24 protein-coding genes are annotated in these 26,986 nt (G+C 72.8%); 10 read left to right on the top strand and 14 right to left on the bottom strand.

Annotation, left to right across the window (positions count from 1 at the left end; genetic code table 11):
- Window positions 1-7: 7 nt before the first annotated feature.
- From ACIBG4_RS25170 to ACIBG4_RS25160, 3 genes are all read right to left on the bottom strand, one after another.
- Window positions 8-1,387 carry a pyridoxal phosphate-dependent decarboxylase family protein gene (locus ACIBG4_RS25170; RefSeq protein WP_397203878.1) on the bottom strand — a complete coding sequence of 460 codons (1,380 nt, stop codon included), beginning with the start codon at window positions 1,385-1,387 and terminating at the stop codon, window positions 8-10.
- Window positions 1,388-1,618: 231 nt separating this feature from the next.
- Window positions 1,619-2,101 (bottom strand): DUF5946 family protein, encoded by a 483-nt coding sequence (locus tag ACIBG4_RS25165; protein ID WP_397203877.1) that lies wholly within the window; start codon window positions 2,099-2,101, stop codon window positions 1,619-1,621.
- A 126-nt stretch (window positions 2,102-2,227) separates the two neighbouring features.
- Window positions 2,228-3,262 (bottom strand): hypothetical protein, encoded by a 1,035-nt coding sequence (locus tag ACIBG4_RS25160; protein WP_397203876.1) that lies wholly within the window; start codon window positions 3,260-3,262, stop codon window positions 2,228-2,230.
- A gap of 339 nt (window positions 3,263-3,601) precedes the next feature.
- Between ACIBG4_RS25160 and ACIBG4_RS25155 the strand changes: the two genes are divergently transcribed.
- From ACIBG4_RS25155 to ACIBG4_RS25140, 4 genes are all read left to right on the top strand, one after another.
- A complete protein-coding gene (locus tag ACIBG4_RS25155) occupies window positions 3,602-4,594 on the top strand; it encodes a hypothetical protein (RefSeq protein ID WP_397203875.1) in 993 nt (330 codons plus the stop codon).
- A 361-nt stretch (window positions 4,595-4,955) separates the two neighbouring features.
- A complete protein-coding gene (locus ACIBG4_RS25150) occupies window positions 4,956-5,411 on the top strand; it encodes a matrixin family metalloprotease (protein WP_310713154.1) in 456 nt (151 codons plus the stop codon).
- Between the two features lie 46 nt (window positions 5,412-5,457).
- Window positions 5,458-6,060 (top strand): hypothetical protein, encoded by a 603-nt coding sequence (locus ACIBG4_RS25145; protein WP_397203874.1) that lies wholly within the window; start codon window positions 5,458-5,460, stop codon window positions 6,058-6,060.
- A 330-nt stretch (window positions 6,061-6,390) separates the two neighbouring features.
- Window positions 6,391-8,868, top strand: a complete 2,478-nt coding sequence (locus tag ACIBG4_RS25140; protein ID WP_397203873.1) for a hypothetical protein — start codon at window positions 6,391-6,393, stop codon at window positions 8,866-8,868.
- An 88-nt stretch (window positions 8,869-8,956) separates the two neighbouring features.
- Here ACIBG4_RS25140 and ACIBG4_RS25135 read toward each other — a convergent pair whose 3' ends face one another.
- From ACIBG4_RS25135 to ACIBG4_RS25120, 4 genes are read right to left on the bottom strand one after another with little or no spacing between them, the layout of a single operon-like run.
- A complete protein-coding gene (locus tag ACIBG4_RS25135; protein ID WP_397203872.1) occupies window positions 8,957-10,147 on the bottom strand; it encodes a DegT/DnrJ/EryC1/StrS family aminotransferase in 1,191 nt (396 codons plus the stop codon).
- Between the two features lie 25 nt (window positions 10,148-10,172).
- Complete coding sequence (locus ACIBG4_RS25130; RefSeq protein WP_397203871.1) at window positions 10,173-10,904, bottom strand: amidohydrolase family protein; 732 nt, start codon at window positions 10,902-10,904, stop codon at window positions 10,173-10,175.
- Window positions 10,901-11,599 carry an amidohydrolase family protein gene (locus ACIBG4_RS25125; protein WP_355448113.1) on the bottom strand — a complete coding sequence of 233 codons (699 nt, stop codon included), beginning with the start codon at window positions 11,597-11,599 and terminating at the stop codon, window positions 10,901-10,903. Before ACIBG4_RS25125 ends, ACIBG4_RS25130 begins: the two co-directional genes overlap by 4 nt.
- A gap of 10 nt (window positions 11,600-11,609) precedes the next feature.
- Complete coding sequence (locus tag ACIBG4_RS25120) at window positions 11,610-13,625, bottom strand: PQQ-binding-like beta-propeller repeat protein (protein WP_397203870.1); 2,016 nt, start codon at window positions 13,623-13,625, stop codon at window positions 11,610-11,612.
- Window positions 13,626-13,710: 85 nt separating this feature from the next.
- Between ACIBG4_RS25120 and ACIBG4_RS25115 the strand changes: the two genes are divergently transcribed.
- The 3 genes from ACIBG4_RS25115 to ACIBG4_RS25105 all read left to right on the top strand — a co-directional run bounded on the left by ACIBG4_RS25115 (window position 13,711) and on the right by ACIBG4_RS25105 (window position 17,252).
- Window positions 13,711-14,487 carry an amidohydrolase family protein gene (locus ACIBG4_RS25115; RefSeq protein WP_310713162.1) on the top strand — a complete coding sequence of 259 codons (777 nt, stop codon included), beginning with the start codon at window positions 13,711-13,713 and terminating at the stop codon, window positions 14,485-14,487.
- Window positions 14,484-15,200 carry an amidohydrolase family protein gene (locus tag ACIBG4_RS25110; RefSeq protein ID WP_397203869.1) on the top strand — a complete coding sequence of 239 codons (717 nt, stop codon included), beginning with the start codon at window positions 14,484-14,486 and terminating at the stop codon, window positions 15,198-15,200. Before ACIBG4_RS25115 ends, ACIBG4_RS25110 begins: the two co-directional genes overlap by 4 nt.
- Window positions 15,201-15,296: 96 nt before the next feature.
- On the top strand, window positions 15,297-17,252 hold the full coding sequence (locus tag ACIBG4_RS25105) for a hypothetical protein (RefSeq protein WP_397203868.1): 1,956 nt from the start codon (window positions 15,297-15,299) through the stop codon (window positions 17,250-17,252).
- Between the two features lie 133 nt (window positions 17,253-17,385).
- On the opposite strand, the gene ACIBG4_RS25100 is transcribed toward ACIBG4_RS25105, so the two are convergent.
- The gene (locus ACIBG4_RS25100; protein ID WP_397203867.1) at window positions 17,386-18,012 is read right to left on the bottom strand and encodes a TetR/AcrR family transcriptional regulator; all 627 of its coding nucleotides are present in this window, start codon (window positions 18,010-18,012) and stop codon (window positions 17,386-17,388) included.
- Between the two features lie 96 nt (window positions 18,013-18,108).
- Here ACIBG4_RS25100 and mca point away from each other — a divergent pair, with 96 nt between their 5' ends.
- Window positions 18,109-18,978 (top strand): mycothiol conjugate amidase Mca, encoded by an 870-nt coding sequence (mca, locus tag ACIBG4_RS25095; RefSeq protein ID WP_397203866.1) that lies wholly within the window; start codon window positions 18,109-18,111, stop codon window positions 18,976-18,978.
- An 82-nt stretch (window positions 18,979-19,060) separates the two neighbouring features.
- Window positions 19,061-19,273: a hypothetical protein gene (locus ACIBG4_RS25090; RefSeq protein WP_397203865.1), complete on the top strand. Its 213-nt coding sequence runs from the start codon at window positions 19,061-19,063 to the stop codon at window positions 19,271-19,273.
- A 47-nt stretch (window positions 19,274-19,320) separates the two neighbouring features.
- Here ACIBG4_RS25090 and ACIBG4_RS25085 read toward each other — a convergent pair whose 3' ends face one another.
- From ACIBG4_RS25085 to ACIBG4_RS25065, 5 genes are all read right to left on the bottom strand, one after another.
- The gene (locus ACIBG4_RS25085; protein ID WP_397203864.1) at window positions 19,321-20,274 is read right to left on the bottom strand and encodes a dihydrodipicolinate synthase family protein; all 954 of its coding nucleotides are present in this window, start codon (window positions 20,272-20,274) and stop codon (window positions 19,321-19,323) included.
- Window positions 20,275-20,319: 45 nt separating this feature from the next.
- Window positions 20,320-21,180: a carbohydrate ABC transporter permease gene (locus ACIBG4_RS25080; RefSeq protein WP_397203863.1), complete on the bottom strand. Its 861-nt coding sequence runs from the start codon at window positions 21,178-21,180 to the stop codon at window positions 20,320-20,322.
- A complete protein-coding gene (locus tag ACIBG4_RS25075; protein ID WP_310713170.1) occupies window positions 21,177-22,031 on the bottom strand; it encodes a sugar ABC transporter permease in 855 nt (284 codons plus the stop codon). Before ACIBG4_RS25075 ends, ACIBG4_RS25080 begins: the two co-directional genes overlap by 4 nt.
- A 27-nt stretch (window positions 22,032-22,058) precedes the next feature.
- Entirely contained in the window at window positions 22,059-23,297 is a 1,239-nt protein-coding gene (locus ACIBG4_RS25070; protein WP_397203862.1) for an extracellular solute-binding protein, read from the bottom strand.
- A gap of 83 nt (window positions 23,298-23,380) precedes the next feature.
- Window positions 23,381-24,553 (bottom strand): DegT/DnrJ/EryC1/StrS family aminotransferase, encoded by a 1,173-nt coding sequence (locus tag ACIBG4_RS25065; protein WP_397203861.1) that lies wholly within the window; start codon window positions 24,551-24,553, stop codon window positions 23,381-23,383.
- A 62-nt stretch (window positions 24,554-24,615) separates the two neighbouring features.
- Between ACIBG4_RS25065 and ACIBG4_RS25060 the strand changes: the two genes are divergently transcribed.
- A complete protein-coding gene (locus ACIBG4_RS25060) occupies window positions 24,616-25,821 on the top strand; it encodes a hypothetical protein (protein WP_310713174.1) in 1,206 nt (401 codons plus the stop codon).
- A 73-nt stretch (window positions 25,822-25,894) separates the two neighbouring features.
- On the opposite strand, the gene ACIBG4_RS25055 is transcribed toward ACIBG4_RS25060, so the two are convergent.
- Complete coding sequence (locus ACIBG4_RS25055) at window positions 25,895-26,971, bottom strand: dihydrodipicolinate synthase family protein (RefSeq protein WP_397203859.1); 1,077 nt, start codon at window positions 26,969-26,971, stop codon at window positions 25,895-25,897.
- Window positions 26,972-26,986: the final 15 nt, after the last annotated feature.

Below are 26,986 nucleotides of genomic sequence, written 5' to 3'. Positions count from 1 at the left end.
GCCCGGGTCAGCGCAGCGCCTTCTCCAACGCGGTGACGATCCGGCGCACGTCGGCGTCCGTCGTACGCCAGTTGCTGAACGCGGCCCGCAGCGCCGGCACCCCGTCGTACACGGTGGGCGTGACGAAGACGTCGGGCGCCAGCCGCCCGGCCAGGTCCGCGAGCCGCTCGGCGGTGGGGTCGGCGGCCAGGGTGAAGCAGACGACGTTCAGCCGGACGGGCGCCAGCAGGCGCAGGCCGGGCAGGTCGCCGACGGCCTCGCCGAGGGCGCGGGCGCAGGCGACGCAGCGTTCGACGATCTCGCGATGGCCGTCCCTGCCGTAGGCGTTGAGCGTGAACCAGGCGGCCAGGGCGCGCAGGCGGTGGGAGTTCTCCGGGGTGAGATGCACCGTGTCCGGCGTGTCGCCGAGCGGCCCCAGGTAGGCGGCCGCGTTCTGGAACACGGCCGCCTGCAGGTCGCGGCGGCGGGTGAACTGCACGGCGCTGTCATAGGGGACGTTCAGCCACTTGTGCAGGTCCACGCAGACGGAATCGGCCAGGTCCAGCCCGTCCACCAGGTGCGCGTGCTCCGGCGACAGTGCGGCGAAGCCCCCGAACGCGGCGTCCACGTGCAGCCAGAAGCCGTACCGCTCACGGAGCGCGGCGACGGCGCGCAGGTCGTCGAAGTCGACGGTGTTGACCGTTCCCGCGTTGGCCACCACGACGCACGGCCCGTCGATCTCCCGCAGCGCCGCCTCCAGCGCGGCCGGGTCCACCGCCTCCCGGCCGGGCAGCACCGGCACCCGCACCAGCGCCCGCCGGCCCAGCCCCAGCATGGACAGCCCCTTCGCGATGCTGGAGTGCGGGCTGCCGGACAGCACCCGCACCGGCCCCAGGGCGGCCGCCCCCTCCTCGGCGGGTGACACGCCGCGCCGCTCCCCCAGCCACTCCCGGGCGATGGACAGGCCGACGGCGTTCGACATGGTGGCGCCGCTGACGAACGTGCCGTGGTGCGCGCCGGACAGCCCGAACAGCTCCCGCAGCCAGCCGAGGGTCTCACGTTCGAGTGCCTGGCCGGTGCCGTCCAGGGAGGAGTTGGAGTTCTGGTCCCACGCGGCGGTCAGCCAGTCACCGGCCAGCGCCGCGGGGGTCACGCCGCCCGTCACGAACCCGAGGTAGCGCGGCCCCGCGCTGCTCGACAGGCCGGGCTCCCAGCGCCGGGCGAACTCCTCCAGCGCCACCCGCGTCCCCACCCCGCGCGCGGGCAGCGCCACCGCGCCGGGGGTGGCGGGTGCCGCGGGGAGGACCTCCCGCTCGTCGAGGGCGCCCAGCAGCGCCTCGGCGTGCCGCCGGACGCTCTCCAGCAGGGCGGGCAGCTCGTCCCGGTCGGCGGCAAGTCCCGTGAACACGTCGATCTCCATTCTGTCCCAGTACGTCTTTCTGCCCGCGCATCGTACGGCGCGTCCTGCTGCGTCGCCGTGCGGACAGGGACGACGGTACGCCGGGGCGGCCGGGTCGCCCGGCCTCCTGTCAGGGCTCCATCGTCCGAGGAGACCGTATCGAACGTGGGGACGCCGATCGTCTGGCGCGGGTGCTCGAAGGGGGCGTCGAGGCGACCTGGATGATGCTGTCAGGACCTTTCAAACGGATCTCCAGGACTCCACCGTCGCTTCGGCGATGGCCTTGATGCGATCCCCGTACGCCAGATGGCCGTCGCACACGAAGCTGCCGTCCCTGAACGGCAACCCGCTGAACGAGGCGCCGAAGCGGCCGGGAGGTTCGCCGTCCGGGAGCGGTGCGTAGGCCGCCAACGGCGCCATGTCGTAGCCCAGCCGTACCCGGTGGTTGTTGCGTGCCACCTGATGAGCCGCCAGCCGGAGCAGCGCGTCAAGCCCCTGATCCACGTAGAGCTGCAACTGGCGGAACTGGTCGTCGAGGTACTTCTCGTGAGCTCTGGAAGGATGCTGCAGGAGATAGGTCACGACCACGGGCGCGTGCCACCTGTACATCTGCGGATCCGACTGCTCCTCGGCCAGGATCCCGTGGTAGTAGTCCACGCACATGCCCAGGGGGCCGGCCGTCGCACCGCAGTCGCACCGGCCCGTCATGGAGGTGTTTGCCATGGGCTGCACCATAGGTGGCCGACCCCGGCCTTGACGACGGGTTATCGCGCGTGATGGCGGGCTCGTCGGTGTCGGGAACACCCTTACGGCTCCGACCCTGACCGGCCGCCGTGACGGCCGGCCGGGTCAGCGGAAGTCGGTGATGCGGAACACCGCCAGCATGTCCGCGGCCCTGGAGCTGGGTGAGAAGGACGCTTCGGCGCCGACCCACCCGCGGAAGGCGCCCTTGTCGTCGATGATCTGCATGAGCGGTTTGACGTGGGAGTTGCCGGTGTAGCAGAACTCGCCGCGCTCCATCGCCAGACAGGTGCACCAGTGCCACAACGTGTCACGGCGATCGGAGTTGGAGATCTTGGTGAGGTAGTACTGGATGGAGCTGACGTTCGCCTTCGTCCCGCCCCCGTAGTTGGGGCAGCCGCCCGACTTCTGGCAGGCGCCCGTGGACGACGGCTGCAGGTAGGTCAGGCACCAGGTGGTGCTCGCGCAGGTGCGGAAGGAGGAATGGGCGAACTTCTGACCGCTGGAGGTGACGATCTTGCCGCCCGCCGAGCTCGCCAGATCCTGCCTGAGCGCACCGGGGAACGCCTTCACCGAGCTCATCGCGCGCCGGGTGCCGAGGGCCGCGTTGCTGCCGTACCCGTAACCGTGGGTGGCCAGTGTGCTGTGCTTCAGGTCCAGACGAGCGAGCGTGCCGTCCGGGGAGGGCCGCACGGACCACTGCTCGGTCCACGTCTGCGCGATGTTCCACCGGATGCTCACCACGTCACCGGACAGGGTGTACGTGCCGGTGCGGTTCTCGTCGGGGGCGCCGGTGAAGCCTCCGGCGGTGAGCACCTCGCAGGTACGGGGGCGCGACTGGACACCGCCGGCCTTGGTGGTGCAGCCGGAGTCGGGGGTGGTGCCGGTGCGCTGCCTGGCCTCGGGATGGCGCTGCCACCACAGGTACAGGGCCGCGGTCACCGTGCCGTCGGGGGCGAAGCGGTAGCTGCCGAGCCGTACCCAGTTCTGGCTGGACCCGGCCTCCAGGTGTCCTTGCGAGACGACATAGGTCGCCTTGCCGCCCGGCAGGGCAGCCGCGGAGGCGGCGGCCGGCCAGGGGGCGGCCGCGCAGGTGAGAAGGAGGGTGAGGGCCGCTGCCGCGATGGAACGGACCGCGCGCATGAAATCTCCCGATCGTCTGCGGACTATGCCGACGTGCGCGAGCGACGATATCCGATCTCCACCGGAAAAGCGCCCGATCATCCTGTCGGCCAGGGTGATCGGGACGTCGTGGCGTGGGAGCGCCGGATGGCCGCGCTCGCGTGCGCGCCGTGTGGTGCGGCGCTGACCTCGCCGTCGTCGCGGGTTCCCCCACCTTGCGGCATCACCGGTACGGTCACGAGGTGCTCCCCGCACTCCTGGAGCCCCAGACACGTGACCGGAGCGCGGCGGGCGTACCGGCCGTGGGACAGGCCCGATATGCGATTGCGCGCCGGCTGCGGTCCGCGATATTGATCATCGGTGCTCCTGGCGAAAGTGATCATCGCGGTCGCGTCCGCGCTCGACAAGACCTCCGGCATGAAGATCGGGAGGGCATGGGACGACCCGCCGCTGGAAGGGGCCCTGCGTCCGGTGCGGAGCGGGCGGCTCGACGCCGGGCTGCGGTTGATCAGGCAGGCGCGCGGCGACAACGAGCTTCGGGCGCTCCGCGTCGAGGAGCTGGCGAGGGCGGCCAGGTCGCACACCGATGCGCTGGCACGGATGGCCGGAGACGATCCCGACGCACTGCTCTGGCTCGGGGCCGCGCTGATCGAGCACGCCTGGAGCATCCGGGGCGGCTCCACCGCCGACTACGTGAGCGCCGAGCGTTTCACGCGCTTCTGGGAGGTCCTGGACGCGGCCGTCACCCCGCTGGAGCGCGCCGCCGAGGCGCTGCCGGATGACCCCGTCCCCTGGGACCGGCTCCAGTGGCACGGGATCGGGATGCAGGTGGGCAGGGCGCGGCTGGACCACCTGTGGGAGGAACTGACCGCCCGCGACCCGCGGCTGTACACGGCCCACCACGGGCGCGCCCAGGTGCTCTGCCCCAAGTGGTACGGCTCGGACGCGGAGCTGCTGGGCTTCGCGCGCGGCACGGCGCAGGCGGCGGCACCGGGCGACGCGGTCACGGCGATCCTGGCGCTGGCCCACTTCGAGATCGCCTGGGACGAGATCCGGGAGTCGCCGGGCCCCGGGGAGGACATTCTCCACACCCGCTTCCGCCGCCAGGAGGTGGTGCGAGAGCTGGCCCACGCGGCGGACAAGTGGCAGGACGGCGCCCGGCCGCACCCCCGCGCCGTGGAGGCCATGCACCTGTTCGGCGCCGCCTTCTACCACGGCGGGCAGCACACCAGGGCCCAGCGGCTGCTGAACGACGCGGGCAGACGCGTGCCCGAGATCCTGCCCTGGTCCGCCGCGTCCCTCACCCCGGGCCGCCGCTACGCCGCCGTCCGCCGCGACCTCGGCCTCGGCTGACACCACCGGCTGTCCGGCGCGGTGGTCACCACGGCCGGCATCACGCAGACGGTGGTTTCCGGAACTCTGCGTTGATCTTGTGCGTATAACGGCGCGTCGAGTAACGTCGCAGCGTTGAAGCGCTTTCCGCCGACGTAACGCGGTTCATCGTCACGGTGTTTTCGCCCAGGTAATCTCCGTACCGCGCCGGCCGCTTGTGCGAGCACGGCCGCGGGCCGCCGCACCACTCCCTCCGTCATGCTGTTCCGCGCTGCCCGAAAAGAATCGAAGTGGCTACATGGCATCGTCCGACATGCGCGCCAGGAGCGCGAAAGGGAAAGCATCGCGACTGCTGGCCGTGGCTCTTACCGGGGTCCTCTGCGTGAGCGTGGGGGCGACCCCCGCGTACGCGCACTGGAACGGGACCGGCCAGCTCATCGCCCGCATCGGCATCTACCCCTACAACTACAACAGCACCTGGCAGACGCCGATGAACAAGGCGCTGGCCAACTGGAACGCCACGTCCTCCCCCGCCGACCTGTACAAGAACCGGTACTCCGGCTCCACGATCACCGTGAAGTCGTACCGGAACACCTGGTACGGGCATTACACCAGGTGCGGCGACAGCTGCCTGTACATCAAACTGAATGTGCGCACCATCAACCGGGACGCGAACAACTTCTCCAACTACGTGACGGGCGTCCTCGTCCACGAGTTCGGCCACGCGCTGAACCTGGCGCACAACAGCACCACCTCCATCATGAACAGAAGCAGAAACCGCGACTCGATGACCAAACCGCAGGCGCACGACGTCTCGGACGTCAACGCCTATTACTGATCGGCTTCGATCGACGATATTCACGAGAAGAACGGAGTCGAAGCCGATGAAGGCTGCAATACGGCGGCTCGGCGTGGTCGCGCTGGCCGCGCTGTTCCTGTCCGCGTGCTCGGCGGAGGACACGACGGTCCTCTACGAGGCCGACTACCCGGCCTACGACAGCGCCGACGCGCTGTTCGCCGGCTCGAAGCTGGTGATCGAGGGCCGGCTGACCGGGCTCAAACGCGTCATGACCGAGGTCGAACCCGAGGACGACGCCACCGAGACCGACCCTCAGCTGAACCCGAACGCCGGAGCCACGCCCGACGGCGCGACCCCGCCCGCGGGTCCGCCCACCGTCATGACGGTCAGTTCGGTCGAGATCCTCAGGGTGCACAAGGGGCTCGCCCGGGTCGGCCAGGTCATCCAGGTGAAGGAGCTGGGTGGCACCCTCGACGGCGTGACCTACGAGGAGGCGGACACGACGCCGTTGAGGTCGGGCGTCACCTACATGCTGTTCCTGGAGACCTATCCCGACTCGCCGGCCTCGCTGCTCAACCCGGAGCAGGCCAAGTACGTCGTCACCTCGGCGGGCACCTACTCGGCCATGCCGGAGAACTCGATCAAGCTCGACGACACCGACGTCCGGCGGCTGTCGGTCAAGGAGTAGGACGCGGGATGTCCGCCGGTCCAGGCCCGCACCGCACCTCCCGGGGGTTCGGGGCGGGTCGAGGATCGGGTGACGCAGCGACGCAGCGCCGAAGGGGAACGATCCAGCCGGACGAATGACGCGCCTCGCAGGACACAGTCGCCGCCTCCGCCCCGCCGGGAAGCGCACCATTGACGGATCCCGATCGCAAAGTTACGGTCGGGCCCGTAATCGCGCACGAACGAACACCCGCGGAGGTGGTGCTGTGCGGCATTCCCTGGAGGGCCCCTTGGCGCAGCCGGTCCGGCAGCACGCTCGACGCCCGTCCACCCGCACGGAAGGCGGAGGCGCGTGAGGCGCGCCCTGCGCGCAGCGGCGGCCACGGCGCTCCTGGCGGCGCTCCTCGCGACGCCGTTCACGCCGGCGGCCGCGGCCGACCTGCAGATCGTCAACGGAGGGTTCGACGACGGGCTGGCCGGCTGGAGCGGCTCGCACAGCCAGGGCGGCGTCGACGCCGTCACCTGGGAGGGACGGACCACGGCGCGCGTCACCGACACCGACCCCGGCGCCGCCTACGGCCGGGAGAGCATGCCCGGCCTGCCCGCCACGGCGGGAACCCGCTACACCCTGAACGCCCAGGTCTGGGCCGACAGCGGCACAGCGTACCTGTACCTGCGCTTCAGGGACGCCTCCGGCCGTCTCCTCGCCGGCGGCGGCAACGCCTCGGCGACGGGCCGGCGGTGGAACCGCGTCACGACCTCGGGCGTCGCGCCCGCCGGCACGGCCACCGTCTCGGCGCTCGTCTACTCGGGCGTGGCCGACGTGGGCACCGCCTACTGGGACGAGGTGCTGATCACCTCGAAGGTGACCGATCTGGGGGTGCAGATCGAGAGCAGCGTGCCGAACGCCACCACGTTCGCGGGCGGCAGCGCCTACGCCGTCTACACCGGCACCGCCGACGTCAACCCGCAGCTCGCCGTGGTGGACCTGGCCACCGGGCAGGTGACCCGGAAGATCACCATTCCCGACTCCGCGGCCACGCCGACCGTCGGCGGCTGGGCGGCGGCCACGGCCACCGACGGCAGCGTCTACCTCGGCACCTATCCCAGCGCCAAGCTCTACCGGTACGTCCCCGGCCAGTCCGCGGTCACCGACCTCGGCCGGGCGGAGGGCGGGTACGCGTTCATCTGGGACCTGGAGCCGGGCGCGGACGGGAAGGTGTACGGAGGCACCTACAACGACGGCCGTTACTTCATGTACGACGGCGGCGCGTTCACCACGATGGGGAGCGTGCCGGTCGTGGCGGGCGCCCAGTACGTGCGCAGCCTCGCCCACGACCCGGCCGCCGATGCCACGTACCTGGGCACCGGCACGAACGCCGGGCTGGTCAGGTTCGACAACGTCACGGGTCGGGTGGACGACCTCCTGCCGGCCGCCTACGCGCACAACTCCATGGTGGGCGGGCTCACCTGGACGGGCGGCCGGCTGTTCGCCTGGATCGACCGCACCCTGCTCGTCCTGCGGGTCACCCGCCAGGCCGACGGCTCGTACACCGCCGCCACCGACGCCGCGATCACCGACGTGGACCTGCACCACTCGCCGGCCCGCGACGGCAAGGTGTGGTTCGTCCGGGACGGGCTGCTGCACTCCTACGACGTGGCCACCGGTTCCGTCCAGGCGACCTCCGTACGCCCCGGCCTCGACGTCACCGGCTACACCTGGTCCGGCGGCACGCTGGTCGGCCTCGGCGCGGCCTCGGACGGCACGAGGATCTTCACGTACGACCCCGCGACGGGCCGCTGGAGCAGCAGGGTCGTCTCCGGCGCCCCCGTGCTGCCCGCCGCGATCAACGCGCTCGGCGCGGGACCCGACGGCAAGATCTACACCGGCGGCTACCTGACGGGCGGCACCGGCGTCTACGACCCGATGCGGGGCGACGGCGACGAGAGCCGGCCGGACAGACGGACCCTCGACGGGCTCAGCCAGACCGACAGCCTGATCGCCCACGACGGGCTGCTCTACGTCGGCGCCTACCCGTCGGCCAAGCTCTACAGCTACGACCCGGCGGGCCCCTGGCCGCCCACGCTCCGGTACACCGGCGGCGAGGCGGGCGACAAGGCCGACGACTGCGAGCCGGGCAAGGGCCCGCCGCCCCAGGACCGGCCGTACGCGCTGGCCGGCGGGCCGGACGGGACCGTCTACATGGGCACGGTCCCGAAGTACGGCAAGCGCAGTGGCGCCCTCACCGTCTGGAAGGAGGGCACGGCCGGGCGGACCGTCTGCGTGGTGCGGGACCAGTCCATCGTCTCGCTGGCCTACGCGGGAGGGAAACTGTTCGGCGGCACCTCCACGCGCGGCGCCCTGGGCGTGGACCCGGTCTACGCGCCGGGGGCGTCGGCCACGCTGTTCTCCTTCGACCCCGCCACCAGCGCCGTGCAGACGTATCCGCTCCCGCTGACGGCGCCCAAGGCGGTCACGGCCCTGGCCGAGGTGGACGGCGAGCTGTGGGGCCTGGCGGGCGGCTCACTGGTCACGCTCGACCCGGCGCGGCCCACGGCGATCACGGCGAAACGGCTGTTCCCCGACCCCGACTACGCCGCCCAGTCCAGCCGGGCCTGGCGTGACGGGAGGCTGCTGACCGTGGCCCAGGATCCGGACCACGTGTACGGGACGTTCGGCGACCAGATCTTCTCGATCGAGAAGTCGACGAAGGCCATGACCGTGCTGCTGACGGACTCCGGGATGGAAGGGCTCACGGCCGACGGGTTCGGCAACCTCTACTACAAGGTCAACGAGCGGCTGTTCCGGCTCGCCCTCCCCCGGCCGTGAGGGAGCCCGTGCCGGTGCTCGCCGTGGACCCGTCACGCGGCACCTCGCGCCCGATGCCGGACACCCTGGCCAGGGGTGTCCGGGCGGTTCACGGCCGGGGCGGGGAAGCCGCGAGGACCTTGGCGAACGCCTCCGCTACGTCCGCGGCGCGGGCCGGGTCGTCCATGAGCATCGCCTGGCGCACCCACACCACGTTCCCGGCGGCCGCCGTCGCGGCCGGGCACGGCTCGGCGCGGGCCCCGGCCCGGGTCAGGGCCTCCATCGTGCCCAGCGGAGGGTAGCCGGCGTCGAGCGGCACCCCTTCGGCGGCCATGGCGGCGAGCAGGAAGTCACGCTCGACCGGGGCCTCGACGCGGAGCATGAGCAGATGCCGGGAGTCGCGGGTGGTGCCGGGCGGCCGCGGCGCCACGGTCACCGGCCGGGCCGGGCCGTCCGCCGGGAGGCGGTCCAGCTCGCGTTCGAGGGCCGCGCAGAAGGCGTCGCGGCGGGCGATCTCGTCGTCCAGCCGGTCCAGCCAGGGCAGCAGCAGCGCGGCCTGCAGGTCGGTGAGCCGCAGGTTCCAGCCGACGGACGGGTGGCCGTACCACTGGCCGCCGGGCCTGCGGCCGAGGTTGCAGACCGACCAGATCGCCTCGTACGCCGCCTCGTCCGGGCAGACGATCAGGCCGCCCTCGCCGGCGGTCATCGCCTTGCTCGCCTGGAAGCTGTAGACGCCTGCGTGGCCGAGGCCGCCGACCGGCCGGCCGCGGTACTCGGCGCCGTGGGCCTGCGCGGCGTCCTCGACGACGGCCAGGCCGTGCCGGGCCGCCAGGGCGTTCAGGGGGTCCATGTCGGCGGGGCTGCCGGCCAGGTGGACGGGCATGACGGCCGCGGTCCTGTCGGTCAGGGCGGCCCGTACGGCGTCGGGCGACAGGTGCAGGTCGGCCGGGTCCACGTCGGCGATCACGGGGACGGCTCCGGCGAGCAGCACGGAGGTGGCCGAGGCGACGAAGGTGTAGGCGGGCACGATCACCTCGTCGCCCGGCCCCACCCCCAGGCCACGGAGCGCGGCGAACAGGCCGAGCGTGGCGTTGCCCACGGCCACCCCGTACGGGACCGCCGATCTGCGGGCGAAGGCGGCGGCCAGGTCGTCGGCGACGCCGCCGCCCTGGGTGGCCCCCCACCGGCCGCTGTCGAGGACCTTGCCGACCAGCGCGCGCTGGGCGTCGTCGAGGGGAGGCGGCCAGGACGGCCACGGGGCGGTGCGGACGGGCGGGCCGCCGTGCAGGGCGAGGGTCACGGGAGTTCCCTTCCGGTACGGGGAGTCAGGCGAGGCGGGGGCCGAGGAGGCGGGCCAGGTTGCCGCCCTGGACGAGCGCCCGGTCGGCGTCGGTGAGCGGGGCGAGGGCGACACGGCCGTACCCGGTCCTCAGGTCGAGGAAGCAGGCGTCGGAGCCGAACACCACGCGCCCGGCCCCGACGGTGGCGGCCAGCCGGGCGATCCAGCGGCCGGTCATCCGGGAGCCGCACACCTCGAGGTAGAGGTTCGGGTGACCCTCGGCGAGGCGGGCCGCGCGGGCGAACCCGTACGGCCAGAGCCCGGTGTGGCCCATGAGGAGGGGCACGCCGGGGTGGCGGGCGGCGACGGCGGCGAACCGGGCGGGGTCGCTCCACGGCGAGTCGGTCTGGCCGTGGGCGAGCACCGGCAGGCCGAGCCGCCAGACGGGCTCGTAGAGGGGGTCGTCGAGGGGGCACTGGTGGACGTCGGGATGCAGCTTGACGCCCCACACGCCGCCGGTGACCAGGGGGGTGCGGTGGTGCGGGTTGTAGACCTGCCAGACGCCGAACCGGCCGGGAAAGCGGGCGGCGACGTCCAGGGCCAGCCGGTTGCCGCCCTCGGCGTCGGGGCCGACGGCCAGCAGGTGGCTGATGCCCATCGCGGCGACGCCGATCCGGTCCATGGTCGCGACCAGGCCCTCGGCGGTCGGGTCGGGGATGAGGAAGTCGGGCCACGTGCCGACGTGCCCGTGCGCGTCGAGGACCGGGGCGCCGCTCACAGCAGGCTCTCCAGCGAGCCGGCGGCGATCAGCTCGACCTCCGCCGGCTCCAGGTCGAGGTGGTCGAGCAGGAAGCGGGGGCCGCAGTCGTCGGCCACCGGCGCCCCGGTGCCGAACACGAGCCGGCCGGCGCCGAAGCGCCGGGCCAGCCACTCGACGCCGCCCTGGGTGTTGACGGTGCCGATCTCCACCCACACGCGCGGCGCCGCGGCCATGAGCTCCGCGAGGGCGCGCAGCCCCCGGTAGCCCGGGTTGAGGACGAGCAGCCGCAGGCCGGGCAGCCGCTCGGCGAGGACGCGGAGCCGCGCGGGCGGGGCCTCGTCCAGGTCGATCGCGACGGGCAGGTCGAGCTCGGCCAGCCAGCGCAGCGCCACCGGCCCGGTGAGGTCGAAGCGGTGCCGCTCCGGGCAGAGCCTGACCATCCGCGCCCCCCACTCCAGCACCTCGGCGGGCGCCGAGGGCGCGGACGCCCCCGGCACGCCGGGCACCACGACGGGCACCGGGACGAGCCGGGGGTCGTCCAGCCGCAGGAGGGCGTCGTTGCCCGCCTGCGGGTCGGAGTAGAGGCTGAGCGTGTGGGTCACGCAGGCCCGGTCGATGCCCAGCCGGTCCATCTCGGCCCGCGGGTCGGCGGGCAGATCGTCGAACGGCACGGGGCCGATCAGCCGATGGGCATCGAAAACAGATTTCGGCACAGACCGAAACCTAGCTCCCGGTCGGCGGGATGGTCAAGGGCGGGCAGGCCGGGTCGAGCCGGATCTTGGCCAGCTCCCGGCCGACGAGCGCCCAGGCGTTCCAGGTGCCGGGCTCGAAGTGCAGCTGAGGGTTGGTGTACCACTCGTCGCCGAGGCCGGTGGCCAGCAGCTTCGCCTCGGTGCCCAGCTCGTAGGCGTTCCCGCCGCCGCGGAAGACGGAGGTGAAGACCCTGCCCCGGTGCACGGTCAGCTCGCCGTAGCCGGCGATCGTCCCCTGGCGCACCACCTGGCGCGTGGCCAGGTCGAGGGCGATCCAGGTGCCGGACTCCCGCTTGTAGACGCCGTACAACAGGCCGTCGTGCACCTTGACGTCCTGGAACGTGCGGTGGCCGGGCACCGGGTCCACCGACCAGAGCACCTTGCGGGCGCGCAGGTCGAAGGCGGCGACCGAGGCCGTCGTCCGCGTGGGCGGGGTGCCGCCGGGGCCGACCACGTCGCCGCCCAGGTACACCACGCCCCGCCGCGAGTCGAGCGACAGGCTCATCAGGCTCTGGTCGGGGATGACGTCCACGTACGAGTCCACGTGGCCGGTGTCGGGATCCACCACGGTCAGCGCGCCCTTGAGGTTGGCTCCGAGCGGGGCGCTGGCGACCAGTAGCTTGTCGGTCACGGGGTCGTACTCGATGTCCCACGGCCGCTGCTGGCCGTGGCCCAGGAAGGCGACGCTGCTCACCTTGTCGGTGCGCAGGTCGATGGAAATCACCTGGCCGCTGGGGTAGACGGCGGCGTAGATCTTCTCGCCGCGCCGCACCAGGTCCTTGGGCTCGCCGGGCACCCGGAAGCGGCGCTTGTCCCCGGTGCGCAGGTCGCGGACCTCCATCACGAAGTGACCGCCGACGTAGAGGGCGCGGTTGGGCACGAGCAGCATGCTCTGCACCCGCTCGGTGCCCGGCGGCAGCCCCGCCTCCAGCAGGTCGACGAACTGCGACGTGCCGGTGCTCAGGTCCAGCCACCACAGGCCGCCGCTGCCCGCGAAGCCGAGCAGGGTGTTCGCGTCCAGCAGCCGCAGCAGCCGGCTCTCGTCGCCGGGCGCGGGCGCGTCGGCGACCTTGGTGAACGCCGTGTCGCCGGTCCGGTAGCGGTAGACCGTGCCGTCCGGGCGGGAGGTGGCGTAGACGGTGCCGTCGTCCGTCGCGGAGGGGACGTCGAGGGAGCCCTGCTCCAGGGTCACCCTCCGCAGGTCGGTGCCGTCCTTGCGCACGTCGATGAGCTCGCCGCCGGCCGCCGCGAGGACGCGGTCGCCGTGCAGGGTGATGGCTCCCACGCCGGTGGGGGCGCTCGCCAGCTCCCGCACCTGGCCGGTGGCCCGCTCGATGCGCACCAGCTTCGCCTTGTCGAGCAGGCCCGCGTAGACGTAGGTGTCGTCGGCGGCGACCGCGCGCACGTACCGCTCGCCCTGGGCCAGGACGCCGAAGTCGCGGACGGCGCCCGTGGCGGGCACGTACTCGAAGACCCGGCCACCGGGGTAGGTGCCCGCGTAGAGGGTGCCGTCGGGGGCGGCGGCCAGGCTCCAGACGAAGCCGCCGTTGCGGCCGAAGGAGCGCAGGTGCTTCACCTCGCCGGTCGCGATGTCGAAGCTGTAGAGGTCGGGCACCGGATAGGTGCCGACGTACACCTTGCCGCCGGTGACGGCGGTGGCCCATCCGCCCTCGGGCGCGCCCTCGGCCGGGCCGTCGGGCAGCGTGGCGGTCCTGACCACCTTGCGGGTGCTCAGGTCGATGTCGGCGAGCACCGGCGGCTTGGGGCCGCGGGTGACGACGTAGGCGTGGCCGTCGTGGACGGCGGCGCCCACGATCGCGCCGGTGATCGTGGCCGGGCCGTACGTGCGCACGGCAGGGTCGGCGCACGCCGCCGTGGAGGCCGTCATGGTGGCGCTCGCCGGGCCGGGGGCGGCCGTGGCGGCGGGAACGGACAGGGTGGCTGGGAGTAACAGGCCGGCCACGGCGGCCAGGAGACGTCGGAGCACGCCGAGCACCTCAGTTCATTGTTGTTCGATTTTGGTCCAGACCGTAACTATTTGCGCGCAGTACGTCAATGGCATGATGGCCCGCATGACGATTAGGGATGGGGCCGGTACGGCTTTCGACGCGTGGAGGCTGATCGGCGATCTGGAGGTGACGCTCGACGCCGACGTGCTGGTGGGCGCCTACCCGGACCGGGACGGTCCGCCCGGCGCGCCCGGCGAGGTGCTCCGGTCGTTGGCCCGCCACCGGATCCGGGCGGGGGCGGTGGCGAGCCTGCGCGCCGCGCTGTTCGACGTCCGGTCCGGCAACGACGAGGCGCTGGCGCTGCGCGAGCTGCGGGCGGACGGGTCGTCGTTCGCGCCGGTGGGCACGGTGGACCTGCGCGACCCGGTCGGCGCGGCCCGCGAGCTGGAGCGCCTGGCCGCCGGTGGGGTCCGCGCCGTGCGGCTCTTCCCCGACGAGCAGGGCGTGGAGGCGGGCTTCCCGTCCGTCGGGCACGTCGCGCGCCGCGCGACGGCCCTGGGGCTGACCGTGCTCACCGGAGGCGACGTGCGGAGGTTCTGGCGGCCGTTCGCCGGGATCGGCGCCCGCGTGGTCTTCCTGGACACGCACTTCTACCACCTGGGCGACTTCCTGGTGGTGGCGGCCGACGAGCCGGGCTTCCACACCTCCACCCGCCTGCTCAACTCCCCCGACGCGCTGGAGACCGCCGCGGCGGAGGTCGGCGCGGACCGCCTGCTGTACGGCTCGCGGACCCCGCACGCCGAAGCACTCGTCCCCCTGCTGCGCCTGGCGACCGGCGGGCTCTCCCCCGCCGAGGTCGCCGCGGTGGCCGGCGGCAACGCCAGGAGGCTGCTCTCATGATCATCGATGTGCACGCCCACTGGGGGCCGTGGTTCTTCACCATGGACGTGGCCGAGGCGAGCCTGGCCGCCATGGACCGCTACGGCATCGACCGGGCCGTCGTCTCGGCCACCGAGGCCGTCATCTACGACGCGCCGGCCGGCAACCGCGCCCTGGCCCGGGTGCTGGAGGAGCACGACCGCCTGCTCGGCTACGTCACCGTCAACCCGCGCCAGCTCCGCGAGGCCGCCCACGACCTGGAGGCCTACCTGCCCACCGGCAGGTTCGTCGGCGTGAAGATCCACACCGACTACACGGGCTCGCCCGTCACCTCGCCGCAGCTGCGCGACGCCCTGGCGCTCGTCGCCGAGGCCGGGTGCCCCGCGCTCGTGCACACCTGGGGCGCCTCCGTGCTCGACCTGGCGCAGGTCTGCCTGGACACGCCGGGCCTGCGGGTGATCGCGGGGCACATGGGCGCCGACGGGTTCCGCCACGCGATCGAGGCGGCCGCGGCCTGCGACCGGCTCTATCTGGAGCCCTGCTGGTCGCACGCCCCCGCGGGCCGCATCGCCGAGGTGGCGGCGGCCGTGGACGGGCGGCGGCTGCTGTTCGGCACGGACTCCACGCTGATCGACCCGGCGTCGGCCTTCGGCGCGGTGGCGGCGGCGGGGCTCGCCCCCGAGGCGGCCGAGCGGGTGGCCTGGCGCAACGCCGCGGAGCTGTTCGGCATCTGACATTGCTGTCCGGGATCTGGGCATTGCTGTTCGGAACCCTGGACATTACGGCCCGGCCCGTTATAGCGTGCGGCAAACTTCACCAGGGAGCCGCACATGATCCCCCGTCGTCGTTTCCTGCAGGCGGCGGCCACCACCGCGGTGGCCGTCCCCCTGTCCGCCACCCCCGCGACGGCCACGGCGGTCCGGGCCACGCAAGCCGAAGGAACCGTCACCGGCCTGGGGCCGGCCAGCGTCGCCGCCCCCCTCGGCAACGCCGAGATCGTGGGGGATGTCCTCTACGTCGGCTCGCGCGGCCTGTCGCCCAACGTCGTCGGCGCGTACGACCTGGCCAAGGATACGGTCACGACCCATTTCGAGATCCCGACGGGCATCGGCATCTGGGCGATGTGCCGGGTGGGCACCGACGTCTACGCCGCCACGCACTCCCGCTCCGACCTCTACCGGATCGACACCGTGGCCGGCACGGTGTCGAAGGTCGCCGAGTACCCCGACCACTTCATCTGGACCATGGCCGCCTCGCCCGACGGCAAGGTGTACATGGGCACCTCCGAGCCCGGCCGGGTCCGGGAGTACGACCCGGCCACCGGCGCCGGCCGCGACCTGGGCGAGGCCAGCCCCGGGGAGGCGTACGTCCGCAGCATCCAGGCCGACGCCACGCACGTCTACGCGGGCGTCGGCGCCAACGCCCACCTCATCGCCATCGACCGCGCCACCGGCGAGCGGCGCGAGCTGCTGCCGCCGGAGCTGGCCGACCGCGACTGGGTGGCCAGCATGAGCATGTCCGGCACCCACATCGCCTGCGGCATGAACTCCCTGGCCGAGCTGCTCGTGCTGGACAGGGCGGACCCAGGCGGCTTCAAGGTCGTCAAGGCCACCGCGCCGGGCGAGAAGTACATCGTCTCGGTGCTCCTCCACGACGGCCACGTCTACTTCGCCGGCCGCCCCACCGGCACCCTCTACCGCTACTCGATCGCCGAGGACCGGCTGGAGGTGCTCGGCGTGCCGTACTTCGAGGCCGCCACCCACCGGATCCTCGCCCACGAGGGGCGCGTCTACGGCGTCCAGGACAGCGCGGTCTTCGTCGTCGACCCGGCGACGGGCGCGATCGAGTACCGCAACCTCGTGCAGCGCGGGCTGCGGGCCGCCCCCGAGGAGCCCATGTCCGTCCACTCCGACGGCGAGCGCGTCTACGTCGGCGGCAAGAGCGGCGCCGACATCCACGACCTGGCCACCGGCAAGGTCACCCGGCTCGGCATCCCGGGCGAGCCGAAGACCATGCTGACCGTGCGCGGCACCACCTACCTCGGCGTCTACACGCAGGCCGCCCTGTACGCACACCGGCCCGGCGAGAGCGAGGCGAAGCTGCTCCTGCGGGCCGGCAACCAGCAGGACCGGCCGCGCGACCTCGCCTACGACGCGCGCACCGGCCTGCTCGTGATGCCCACGCAGCCCGAGCCCGGCCACGTGAACGGCGCCCTGACGCTGTACTCCCCGCGCACCGGCAAGGTGGAGACCTACCGGCCGGCCGTCGAGCGGCAGACCGTCTACTCGGTCGTCACCCGGAACGGCACCGCCTACCTCGGCACCCTCATCCAGGAGGGCCTGGGCCTGCCACCGGTCACCACCACGGCCCGCCTCGCCGCCTGGGACCTGGCCGGCCGCAGGCTCCTGTGGCAGGCCGAGCCCGTGCCCGGCGCCCGCGCCATCACGTCCCTGGCCCTCGGACGCGCCGGGACCCTGCTGTACGGCATGGCGAGCACCGGCGAGGTGTTCGCGTTCGACCCGCGGCGCCGGGAGGTGACCGCGAGGCTCCAGGTGGGCGCGAAGGGCGGCGACCTGTTCGTCACGGGCGAGGTGGCCTACTGCACGGACGGGGACAAGATCTACAAGATCGACCTGAGGTCGTTCACGGCGAGGACCATCGTCGAGGGGCTGGCCGGGCAGTGGTTCGGCGGCGAGCCCAAGCTGGCCCTGGATCCCTCGCGCCGCGCCCTGTACGGCGTGAAGGGCCGCGACCTGGTCCGCATCGCCATCTCCGGCCGGCCCTGACGCCTCCGGCGATCCGCAGGCGAGGGCGGCGGCTCCGGCCCTCGGTCAGAAGGCTTCCCGGCCAGAGGGGCGGGAAGCCGGCGGTTCGCCGAGGAGGAGGCAGGAAGCCGGCGTGGACGCACCAGCAGGGCGCTCAGCGCACCGCGTAACCCGACAGGGAGGGTTCGAGGAGGTCGAAGACCTCGTAGGCCGCTGACGTGACGTCGGCGGCGATCTCGTCCTGGTTCATGCCGGTCAGCGTCAGGTCCATGACGCGCTGGAACAGCGTGCGGTGGGCCGCGGCGAGCAGCGCGGCGGCGGCCCTGGGCGCCAGATCCCCGGGCGCGGCGCCCGTCTCGGCGGCCAGCGTCTCGGCCAGAGCGCTCTCCCGCTGATCGTTGATCTCGCGCATGCGGGCGATCAGCGCCGGGCTGCCGGCGATCATGCGGACGAACGCGGGCCCCGAGAAGCCGACCACGGGCTCGTGCCGCTGCACGGCGTCCAGGAACGCGCGGCGCAGCGCGGCCAGCGCCGACTCCCCCGGCCGCCGCTCGGCGACGGGCCGGGCCAGACTGCCGGTGAGGGCCTCGTGGTGGTCGAGGGCGAGGTCTTCCTTGCGCGGGAAGTAGTTGGTGACGGTCATCTTGGCCACCTGGGCCGCCGCCGCGATGTCCGCGATCGTCACCGCCTCGAAGCCGCGCTCCATGAACAGCCGCGTCGCGGTGTCGGAGATGGCCTGGCGCGTCTGCTGCTTCTTCAGTTCGCGTAGTCCTCCGGGCATGACGTCCATTCTTCCATAGGTCTGCCCCAAGAACAGGATTGACATAAGTTTATGTTGAACCTAAATTTATGTCGCCAACACGAACGGAGGTCGCACATGAACCTGCGCGTCACGCATCGCGAACCGTTGCGCCTGATGAGCGTGCACGCCCACCCCGACGACGAGTCGAGCAAGGGCGCCGCCACGCTGGCCAAGTACGCCGCCGAGGGCGTGGACGTCCTGGTCGTCACCTGCACCGGCGGCGAACGTGGCGACGTGCTGAACCCGGCGATGGACAAGCCGGGCGTACGGGAGAACCTCGCCGAGATCCGGCGGGCCGAGATGGCGGCGGCCCGCGAGATCCTGGGCGTGCGCCAGCGCTTCCTCGGGTTCACCGACTCCGGGCTGCCCGCGCCCGGCGAGGCGCTGCCGGACGGCTGCTTCGCGCTCCAGCCCCTGGAGGAGGCGGCCGGGCGGCTGTTGCAGCTGATCGGTGAGTTCCGCCCGCACGTGATCGTCACCTACGACGAGACCGGCGGCTACCCCCACCCCGACCACATCAGGACCCACGAGGTGACCCTGGCCGCCTTCGAGGCGGCCGGGGCCCGGGCGGGGTGGCAGCCGATGAAGCTCTACTACCACGCCGCGCTGTCACGCGACTGGTTCCTGGCCATGCACCAGGCCATGACGGCCCGCGGCATCGACTCGGGAATGGCGGACCTGCTGGAAGAGCTGCCGCAGCCGGCGATCGGGACCACCACGCGCGTGCCCTGCTCGGAGTACTTCGAGACCCGGGACCGCGCCCTGCTGGCGCACACCACGCAGATCGACCCGCAGGCCGGATTCATGCGCCACCCCCGTGGCATCGAGCGCGAGGTGTGGCCGACCGAGGACTACCACCTCGCCCGCTCGCTCGTCGAGGTGGTCACGCCGGAGGACGACCTGTTCGCGGGACTGCGCGAGCCGGTGGCGGAAGGGGTGGGATGACCCCGTCCGTGGGACTCCGCCCCGCCGTGGACAAACTGGACGGGCCGCTGCTGCGGACCGCCTTCGTGCTACCAAGGACCAGGTGCCGCGGGCGGCCGGGGCGATCAACACGATCAACCGGGTGGGCGGCGCGCTGGGCACCGCGATCCTCACGCTCGTCCTCCAGCACCACCTCGACGGCGGCCTCGCCCCCGCCGCCGCCTACGGCGCGACGTTCTGGTGGACGATGGGGCTCTCGGCCGCCACGCTGCTGCCCGCGTTCCTCTACCCGGGCCGCGAGCGTCCCCCTGTGTGAGGCATGCGGATCGGAGAGCTCACCGCGCTCGACGACGTGGTGGCGGTCTACCCGGTGAGCGTCGCACCCGGCCGGTCCGCCGTCCGGACGCGTCCGCGGTGCCGTACCACCTCCGCGTGCTCCTGCGCGTGCTCGTCCGCGGGCAGCGGCGGGCCGTACGGGTCGTGGGCGTGCGAGCCGGGGATGCGGCCCTCGGCCGCCGCCAGCCACAGCATGCGCCGCACGTAGCCCTCCATGGGCTCGGTGAACGTGACCCGCGCCAGCCGGTCCAGGCGGTCGGACGCCTCGTGGAAGGCCCGCAGGTCGTCGCCGCGGAAGGCGTCCAGCACGGCGGCGGTGACCTCCACGGCGGCGGCGGCGATGCCCACCAGCGCGGCCTCGGCGCCCCACAGCAGGGACGGGCCGAACATGCGGTCCTCGCCGGTGATGGCCAGCCGTCCCGCCTCGCGGGCCAGCGCGATGGCCCGCTGGCAGCCCATGGCGTCGGACAGCAGGGCCGTCTTCAGGCCCGCCACGCCCGGGTGGGTGAGGATCTCGGCCATCACCTCCGGCGGGCACGGCAGGGTGTAGAGGTCGAAGGCGATCATCGGCAGCCCGGACGCCCGCCACACGGCGTCGTGCAGCGCCGGCCGGTCCCCCGCCGAGGGGAACACCAGGACGCCCGCCGCCCCGAGATCGGCCGCCACGCGCGCCTGGTCCGTCGTCGCCTCGGCGGCCGCCGGCCCGGCAGTCCCGGGATGGCCGCCGACGCCGACGAGCACGGGGACGCCGAGCGCCACCGCCCGCTCGATCACGCCCGCGCGCACCTGCGGGGACAGGTACGGGCCCCGGCCGGTGTGGGCCAGCACCGCCAGCGCGCCGGCCCCGTCGGCGACCAGTCCGGCGAGGTAGTGCGAGACCAGGTCGAGATCCACCTCTCCGGCCGCCGTCATGGGAGTGGCGGCCGCGGCGACGAGCGAGCCGCGCAGGCGGTCCCGGAGGTTCTGTGCCGAGATGTGCATCCCAGAGAGCTTAGGCCAGAGAGCTCGGCGGGCCAGCGCCGGCGGCTACTTGAGCCCGGTCATCGCGATGCTGTTGACGAGGTAGCGCTGGAGCAGGAAGAACACCACCAGGCACGGCACCACGGAGACGGTCGCCGAGGCCATCAGCACCGACAGTTGCAGCTCCTCGGTCCGCAGCGTGGTCAGCCCCACGGTGAGCGTCCGGGTCGTGTCGCTCTGCCCGACGACCAGCGGCCACAGGAAGTCGTTCCAGTGCCACAGGAACACGAACACCCCGAGCGTGGCCAGGATGGGCTTGGTGAGCGGCACCACGATCGTCCAGTAGACCCGCAGCTCGGAGGCGCCGTCGACCTTGGCCGCGTCGAACAGCTCGTCCGGCAGGCCCAGGATGAACTGGCGCATGAGGAAGACGGCCTGCGAGTTGGCCAGCGTCGGCACGATCAGGCCCCAGAACGTGTCCACCCCGCCCAGGCCGTTGACCAGGACGAACGTCGGGATGAGGGTCGCCTGGAACGGCACCATCATGGTCGCCAGGAACGTCCAGAACATCGCGTCCCGGCCGGGGAAGCGCTTCTTGGCGAAGGCGTACCCGGCCATGGAGGCGGTGAGCAGGATGACCACCACCGACACCACGGAGTAGACCAGCGAGTTGACCGTCCACTCGGCGATGCCGCTGGAGGACAGGACCCGCGCCAGGTTGTCGAAGGTGAGCGACTCGGGCCAGCGGCCGGGCACGGTGGGCCGGCCGGCCGGCGACAGCGCCACGACGAGCATCACCAGGAACGGGCTGACGGTCAGCACCGCCATCACGCCCAGCAGCGCGGCGAGCGGCCACCTGGCGCGCGGCCGGCCCGCCCGCGCGGCCTTGGAGGCGCGGGCGAGCGGGCGGGAAGCGGTCAGTGTCATGTGTTCCCCCGGTCCAGGAAGCGGCGCTGCACCAGCGACACGACCAGCACGATCGCGAACAGCACCATGCCCCAGGTGGCCGCGTAGCCGAACTCGAAGGACCGGAAGCCGTGCTCGTAGATGCCGTAGATGAGCGTGTACGTGGCCCGCGCGGGGCCTCCGCCGGTCATCACGTAGATGGTGTCGAACGTCTGGAAGGCGCTGATCGTCTCGATCACCATGACGAAGAACAAGGTGGGCTTGAGCAGGGGCAGCGTGATCCGGCGGAACCGCTGCCACGCGCTCGCCCCGTCGACGGTGGCCGCCTCCAGGTAGGAGCCCGGGATGGACTTCAGCCCGGCCAGCAGGATCAGCATCGAGTAGCCGAATCCCTTCCACACCGACACCAGGGCCAGCGCCGGCAGCACCAGCCCCGACTGCTCCAGGAACGCCACCGGGCCGAGGTCGGCCTTGGCCAGCAGCCCGTTGATGAGGCCGTCGAACTCGTAGATCCAGCGCCAGACGATGCCGGCGAGCACGAAGCTGGTCACGTACGGCAGGAACAGCATGCCGCGGAACAGCCCGCGCAGGAACACCACCTGGTTGAGCAGCAGCGCCGTGCCGAGCGCCACGACGACCGTGAGCGGCACGTAGATCGCCGCGTACACCAGCGTGACCCGCAGGCTGGTCCAGAAGTTCACGTCGTCGAGCAGCCGGGCGTAGTTGTCGGCGCCGACGAAGCTCCACTGCCCTCCGATGTTCCAGTTCGTCAGGCTCATGCCCGCCGCGCCGAGGGTCGGGAAGATCTTGAAGATCAGGAACAGCACCAGCATCGGGAGCACGAACAGCAGCCCGGTGACCGGGTCACGCAAGCGATGACGCACCGTCGTCCTCTCCGGTCAGCTACCGCTGCTCAGCAGCGTGTCGGCCTCCTTGGCGGCGGCGTCGAGCGCCGTCCTGGCGTCCTCCTTGCCGAGCAGGGCCGCCTGGATGTGCGGGGCGAGCACGCCCATCACCTGGCGGGCCTTCGGGTGCGTGTCACCCGGGAAGGCGTACTGCAGCGACTTGGCGAACTCCTTGGCCTCGGCCGACTGGTCGGGCACGGTCACGTCGGTGCGCGCGGGGAAGAAGCCGGACTCCTTCGCCAGCTGCGCCGCCTGCTGCGGCGAGGAGAGGAACGAGGCGAACTTCCTGGCCGCGTCCTTCTGCCCGGAGTGCCCGGCCAGCACCAGGGCGCCGGGGATGCCGAACGCGACGCGCTTGCTGCCCTCCAGCGGCAGGCCGATGCCCACGTTCTCGGCGCCGATGGCGGTGCCGAGCTGGACCGCCTGCAGGGCGGTGGCGGCGTGGTACATCGCGGTCCTGCCGGCCGCGAGCGGGCCGCCCTCGATGTCGTTGCCCTTGCTGGCGGCGTTCTCGGGCAGGCCGCCGGCGGCCTTCAGGTCGAGCAGGAGCTGGAGGCTCTCGACGCCCTCGGGGCCGTTGAAGGCGACGCTCTTGCCGTCGGGGGCGAAGACCGAGCCGCCGTTGGCCCACAGCAGCGGGTAGAAGCTCTGGTTGAGGCTGACCTCGGGCTTGCCCGGGTAGTCGAGCACCGCGACCTTCTTGGCGGCCAGCTTGGGCGCGGCCGCCTTCAGCTCGGCGAGCGTCCGCGGCGCCTCGACGCCGGCCTCGGTGAACAGCTTCTTGTTGTAGATCGGCGCGGTGATCGTCTGGTAGACCGGCACGCCGTAGAGCTTGCCGTTCACGGTCAGGGCGCTCAGCGAGTTGGGCAGGTACGACGCCTTGTCGGCGGCGACGACGTCGTCGACCGGCTCGATGGTGCCCTGCTGCGCGTACTGGGGGATCTGGTCGGGACCGAGCACGACCAGGTCGAAGCCCTTCTTGGAGATCAGTGCGGTGGTCACCTTCTCCTGGCGGCCCTCCCAGGGCTGGAGGTCGACCTTGAGGTCGACGGTGGGGTTCTGGGCCTCGAAGTCCTTCTCGACCTTGCCCCAGTACGCCTGACTCTTGGCCTGGTCGGAGATCACCGGATACATCCAGAGAGTCACGACGCTCTTGTCCGAGCCGCTCGATCCGCACCCGGCGACCGCGACGCTCAACGCGGCGGCGATGCCGACTGCCGCTGTCTTCCTCATGGCGGCTTCCTTTCCTAATACCGGTCCTGACCGAAATCTAGTGAGGGCGTCCGGCCGGGTCAACGCCTGATATCCGACCGTGACTACGGGCGGCCACGGAGGCGGGCGATCTCGCGGGCCACCACCTCGACGTGCTCGCCGGTGTAGTGCTCGTTCCAGTCGATGACCAGCAACGTGTCGGCGACGAGGCGCTCCGCCTCGGGGCAGCCGGCCGGCGTGTAGCCCTCCAGGGGCCCGCGGGAGCCGCCGTAGACGGGCGCGTGCCAGACGGGCGCGCGGTTCAGCGGCTCGCCCAGGTATCCGGCGCGGGCCGGGACGCCGGCCGCGCCCAGGCCCTCGGCCAGCTCCCGCGCGCCGCCGCCGGGCAGCACGAGGGGGAACAGCCACCAGGCGTGGCCGTCCGGCCGCGGCAGCCGCAGGCCCGGCACGCCCTTGAGCGCGTCCAGCAGCAGCAGGGCGGTGCGCCGCCGGGCGCTCACCACCCCGGGCAGCTTGGCGAGCTGTGCCCGCGCGACCGCGGCCTGCAGCTCGGTCATGCGGTAGTTGAGTCCGTAGGAGGCGTGCGAGCGTCCGGCCGCGCGGTCCCAGCCCTTGTCCGCGAACAGCCGCATCCGCCTGGCCAGCGTGTCGTCCGAGGTGAGCGCCACCCCGCCGTCGCCGCAGGTGATGTGCTTCCACTGCTGGAGACTGAGGCAGGCGACGTCGCCCACGGTCCCCGCCGGACGGGGCGCGCCGCCCGCCCCGTCCGGCGCGGGCAGCTCGGTGAGCCACGCCTGCGCGCAGTCCTCGATCAGCGTCAGGCCGTGGGCGTCGGCCAGGGCGCGCAGCTCGTCGATCCGGGCGGGCGCGCCGAACAGGTGGACCGCCATGATCGCCCGGGTGCGCGGCCCGATCAGCGCGGCGACGGCGGCGGGGTCGAGATTGCCGTCCGCGGGGTCCACGTCCGCGAAGACAGGGACCGCGTTCTGCGCCAAGATGGGGGCCACAGTCCCGAAGTCCGTGATCGGCGTCGTGATGATCTCGTCTCCGGGGTCCGGCGCCGCCGCCACGACCGACAGATGGAGGGCCGCGGTGCCCGAGCTGCAGGAGATCGCATGGCGGAGGCCGTACATCCGCGCGATCTCCTCTTCGAGCCGCCTGGCCTCGGTGCCCCAGACGGAGTTGAGCATGCCGGAGCGGATCACCCGCTCGGCGGCGGCGACCTCCTCGTCGCCGAGCGTTCGGCCCGCCGCCTCGGCCATGGACGGGAACTTCACCGGGACACCTCACAAGGATATGATTGCGGTCTTGACCGAAATGAGCAGAGAGGGGGACGTGGGTGGGAATCGTCATCGGGGTCGTCGGCCCGCATGACCTGGTCGACGACGTCGCGGCCACGTGCGAGGACCAGCCCGGCGTCACCGCGCTGCGCCTGGACTACGACCACGAGTCCCAGGCGCCGGCGATCGCCGAGGCGCACGCCTCGGGCGTCGAGGGGTGGCTGTTCACCGGCATCGTCCCGTACATGCTGGCCCGCGACGCCGACGTGCTGACGCGTCCCGCCGCGTTCGTCGACTACTCGGGCGCGACCCTGCTCAGCGCCCTCGTACGGCTCCAGCGCGACGGCGTGGACGTGACCCGCCTGTCCATCGACACGCTGTCGGCGGCCGACGTGACGGCGACCTTCGCCGAGGCCGGGCTGCCCACGCAGGCGCTGCGCACGCTCCCCTACCGGCCCGAGATGACCTCCAGGAGCGCGATCGCCTTCCACCGCCGCGACCCCGGCCACCCGGTGATCACGTGCCTGAGCAGCGTCCACGAGGCGCTGCGGGACGAGATGCAGGTGCTGCGGCTCGTGCCCTCGGTCCATTCGGTCCGCGTGGCGCTGCGCCAGCTGCTGCTGACGGCCGAGGGCCAGGCCCAGGAGGACGCGCAGATCGCGCTCGGGCTGATCGAGGTGGCGGGCGAGGAGGGCCTGCTGCGCGAGGCCGCCGCGCTGGGCGGCACCGTCGCCGCCTTCCGCGGCGGCACGCAGCTGCTGGTGACCACCCGGGGGCCGCTGCACGACGCCACGGGCGGGTTCACCTGCCTGCCCATGCTGGGGCGGCTGGCCGGTCAGAACGAGGTGGTCCGCATCGGGTTCGGCCTGGGGCGCAGCGCGGCCGAGGCCGAGAGCCTGGCCCGCCGCGCGCTGGCCCGGGCCCGGCGCATCGGCGACGTGGCGGCCGTGCTGTCCTTGCGGGCCGACACCGACATCGTGCTGGAGTCGGTGCCCGCCGCCCCGGCGGCCGAGCACAACCTGTCGGTCATCGCCCGGCGGGTGGGCCTGTCGGTGTCCACGCTGGAGAAGCTCCTGGAGGCGCGGGCCGCCGCCGGGGAGGAGCCGCTGACCACCCGGGAGATCGCCGACCGCCTGGCCGTGCAGCAGCGGACCGCGCGCCGCATGCTGCACCGGCTGGAGCTGGCCGGGCTGGCCGAGCGCACCGGCAACCTGACCAGCGGCTCCAGCGGCCGCCCGCTCACGCTCTACCGCCTCACCCTCTGACCCGCCCGGCCGCCGGGCATGGGGCCGGGCATGGGGCGGGCGGGTCTCGTGCGGTGGCCGGCGGGCGGGCATGTCAGGACAGCCAGCGGTCCAGGCCGGCGGCGACGAAGTCGTCGTCGCGCAGCCACGGGTAGGCGGCCCAGACGCGGTCGAGCTCCTGGAGCTGCCCGGGCGACAGCTCCTCGGCCGGGTCCAGGCACCAGCGGCCGGCCAGCAGTCCCTGCCGGCGCAGCACCTCGTGGATGCCCGGGATGCACCCGTGGAAGCCGTTGGCGGTGTCGAAGATGGCGGCGTTCGCGTCGGTCAGGTGACCGTCCAGGGTGAGCAGCCGCCGCACCGCCGCGTCGTCGCCGGCGCGGGCGAGCTTCGCCTCCTCCAGCAGGTCCACGGCCCGCCGCACCCACACCGCCCACTGGCCGAGCAGGCCGCCGACGAACTCGATGTCCACCTCGCGCCCGTCCACCACCACGCGATGCGTGGTGATGAGGTCGGCCAGGATGTGGTCGTCGTTGCCGGTGTAGAGGGCGACGTCGCCCGCGCGCCCGGCGCGCACCACGCCGTGCAGGACGTCGAGCGTCCGATAGCGGTCGAACGGGGCGACCTTGATGCCCACCACCGACTCGATCGCGGCCAGGCGCGTCCAGAAGTCGCGCGACAGGGCGCGCCCGCCCACGGCCGGCTGGAGGTAGAACCCGATCACGGGAAGCACCTCGCCGACCGCCCTGGCCCGGTCGATCAGGGCGTCCTCGTCCAGGTCGCGGTGCGGGCTGAGCAGCACCATGTGGTAGCCGAGGGACCTGGCCAGCTCGGCCTCCGCCACCGCCTGCGCGGTCGGGCCGGTCGCCCCGGCCACCAGCACGACCTCGCGGCCGGCCTCGCCGGCGGTGCGGGCGGCCAGTTCGAGCACGGGCGCGAGCAGGCCGGTGCCGTGGATCGCGAACTGGGTGGTGTGCACGCCCACCGCCAGCCCACCGGCGCCCGCCTCGACGTAGTAGCGGGTCAGCGCCCGCTGGCGGCGCTCGTCCAGCTTGCGATCCTCGGTCAGGGCGAGCGGGTGCGCCGGGATGACGAGGCCGCGCCGGAACAGGTGGCGCACGGACGTCTGCGCCTCTGGAGCCGTGCTGAGCACGTGGGGGTCCCCCTTTGTCACGGGTGAGTGGGCTGC

It is taken from the genome of Nonomuraea sp. NPDC050383, assembly GCF_044459125.1.
In the GTDB taxonomy this organism is placed as follows: Bacteria; Actinomycetota; Actinomycetes; order Streptosporangiales; family Streptosporangiaceae; genus Nonomuraea.
The sequence above is the reverse complement of the archived record's forward strand: the minus strand, read 5'-3'. Positions and strand labels throughout refer to the sequence as shown.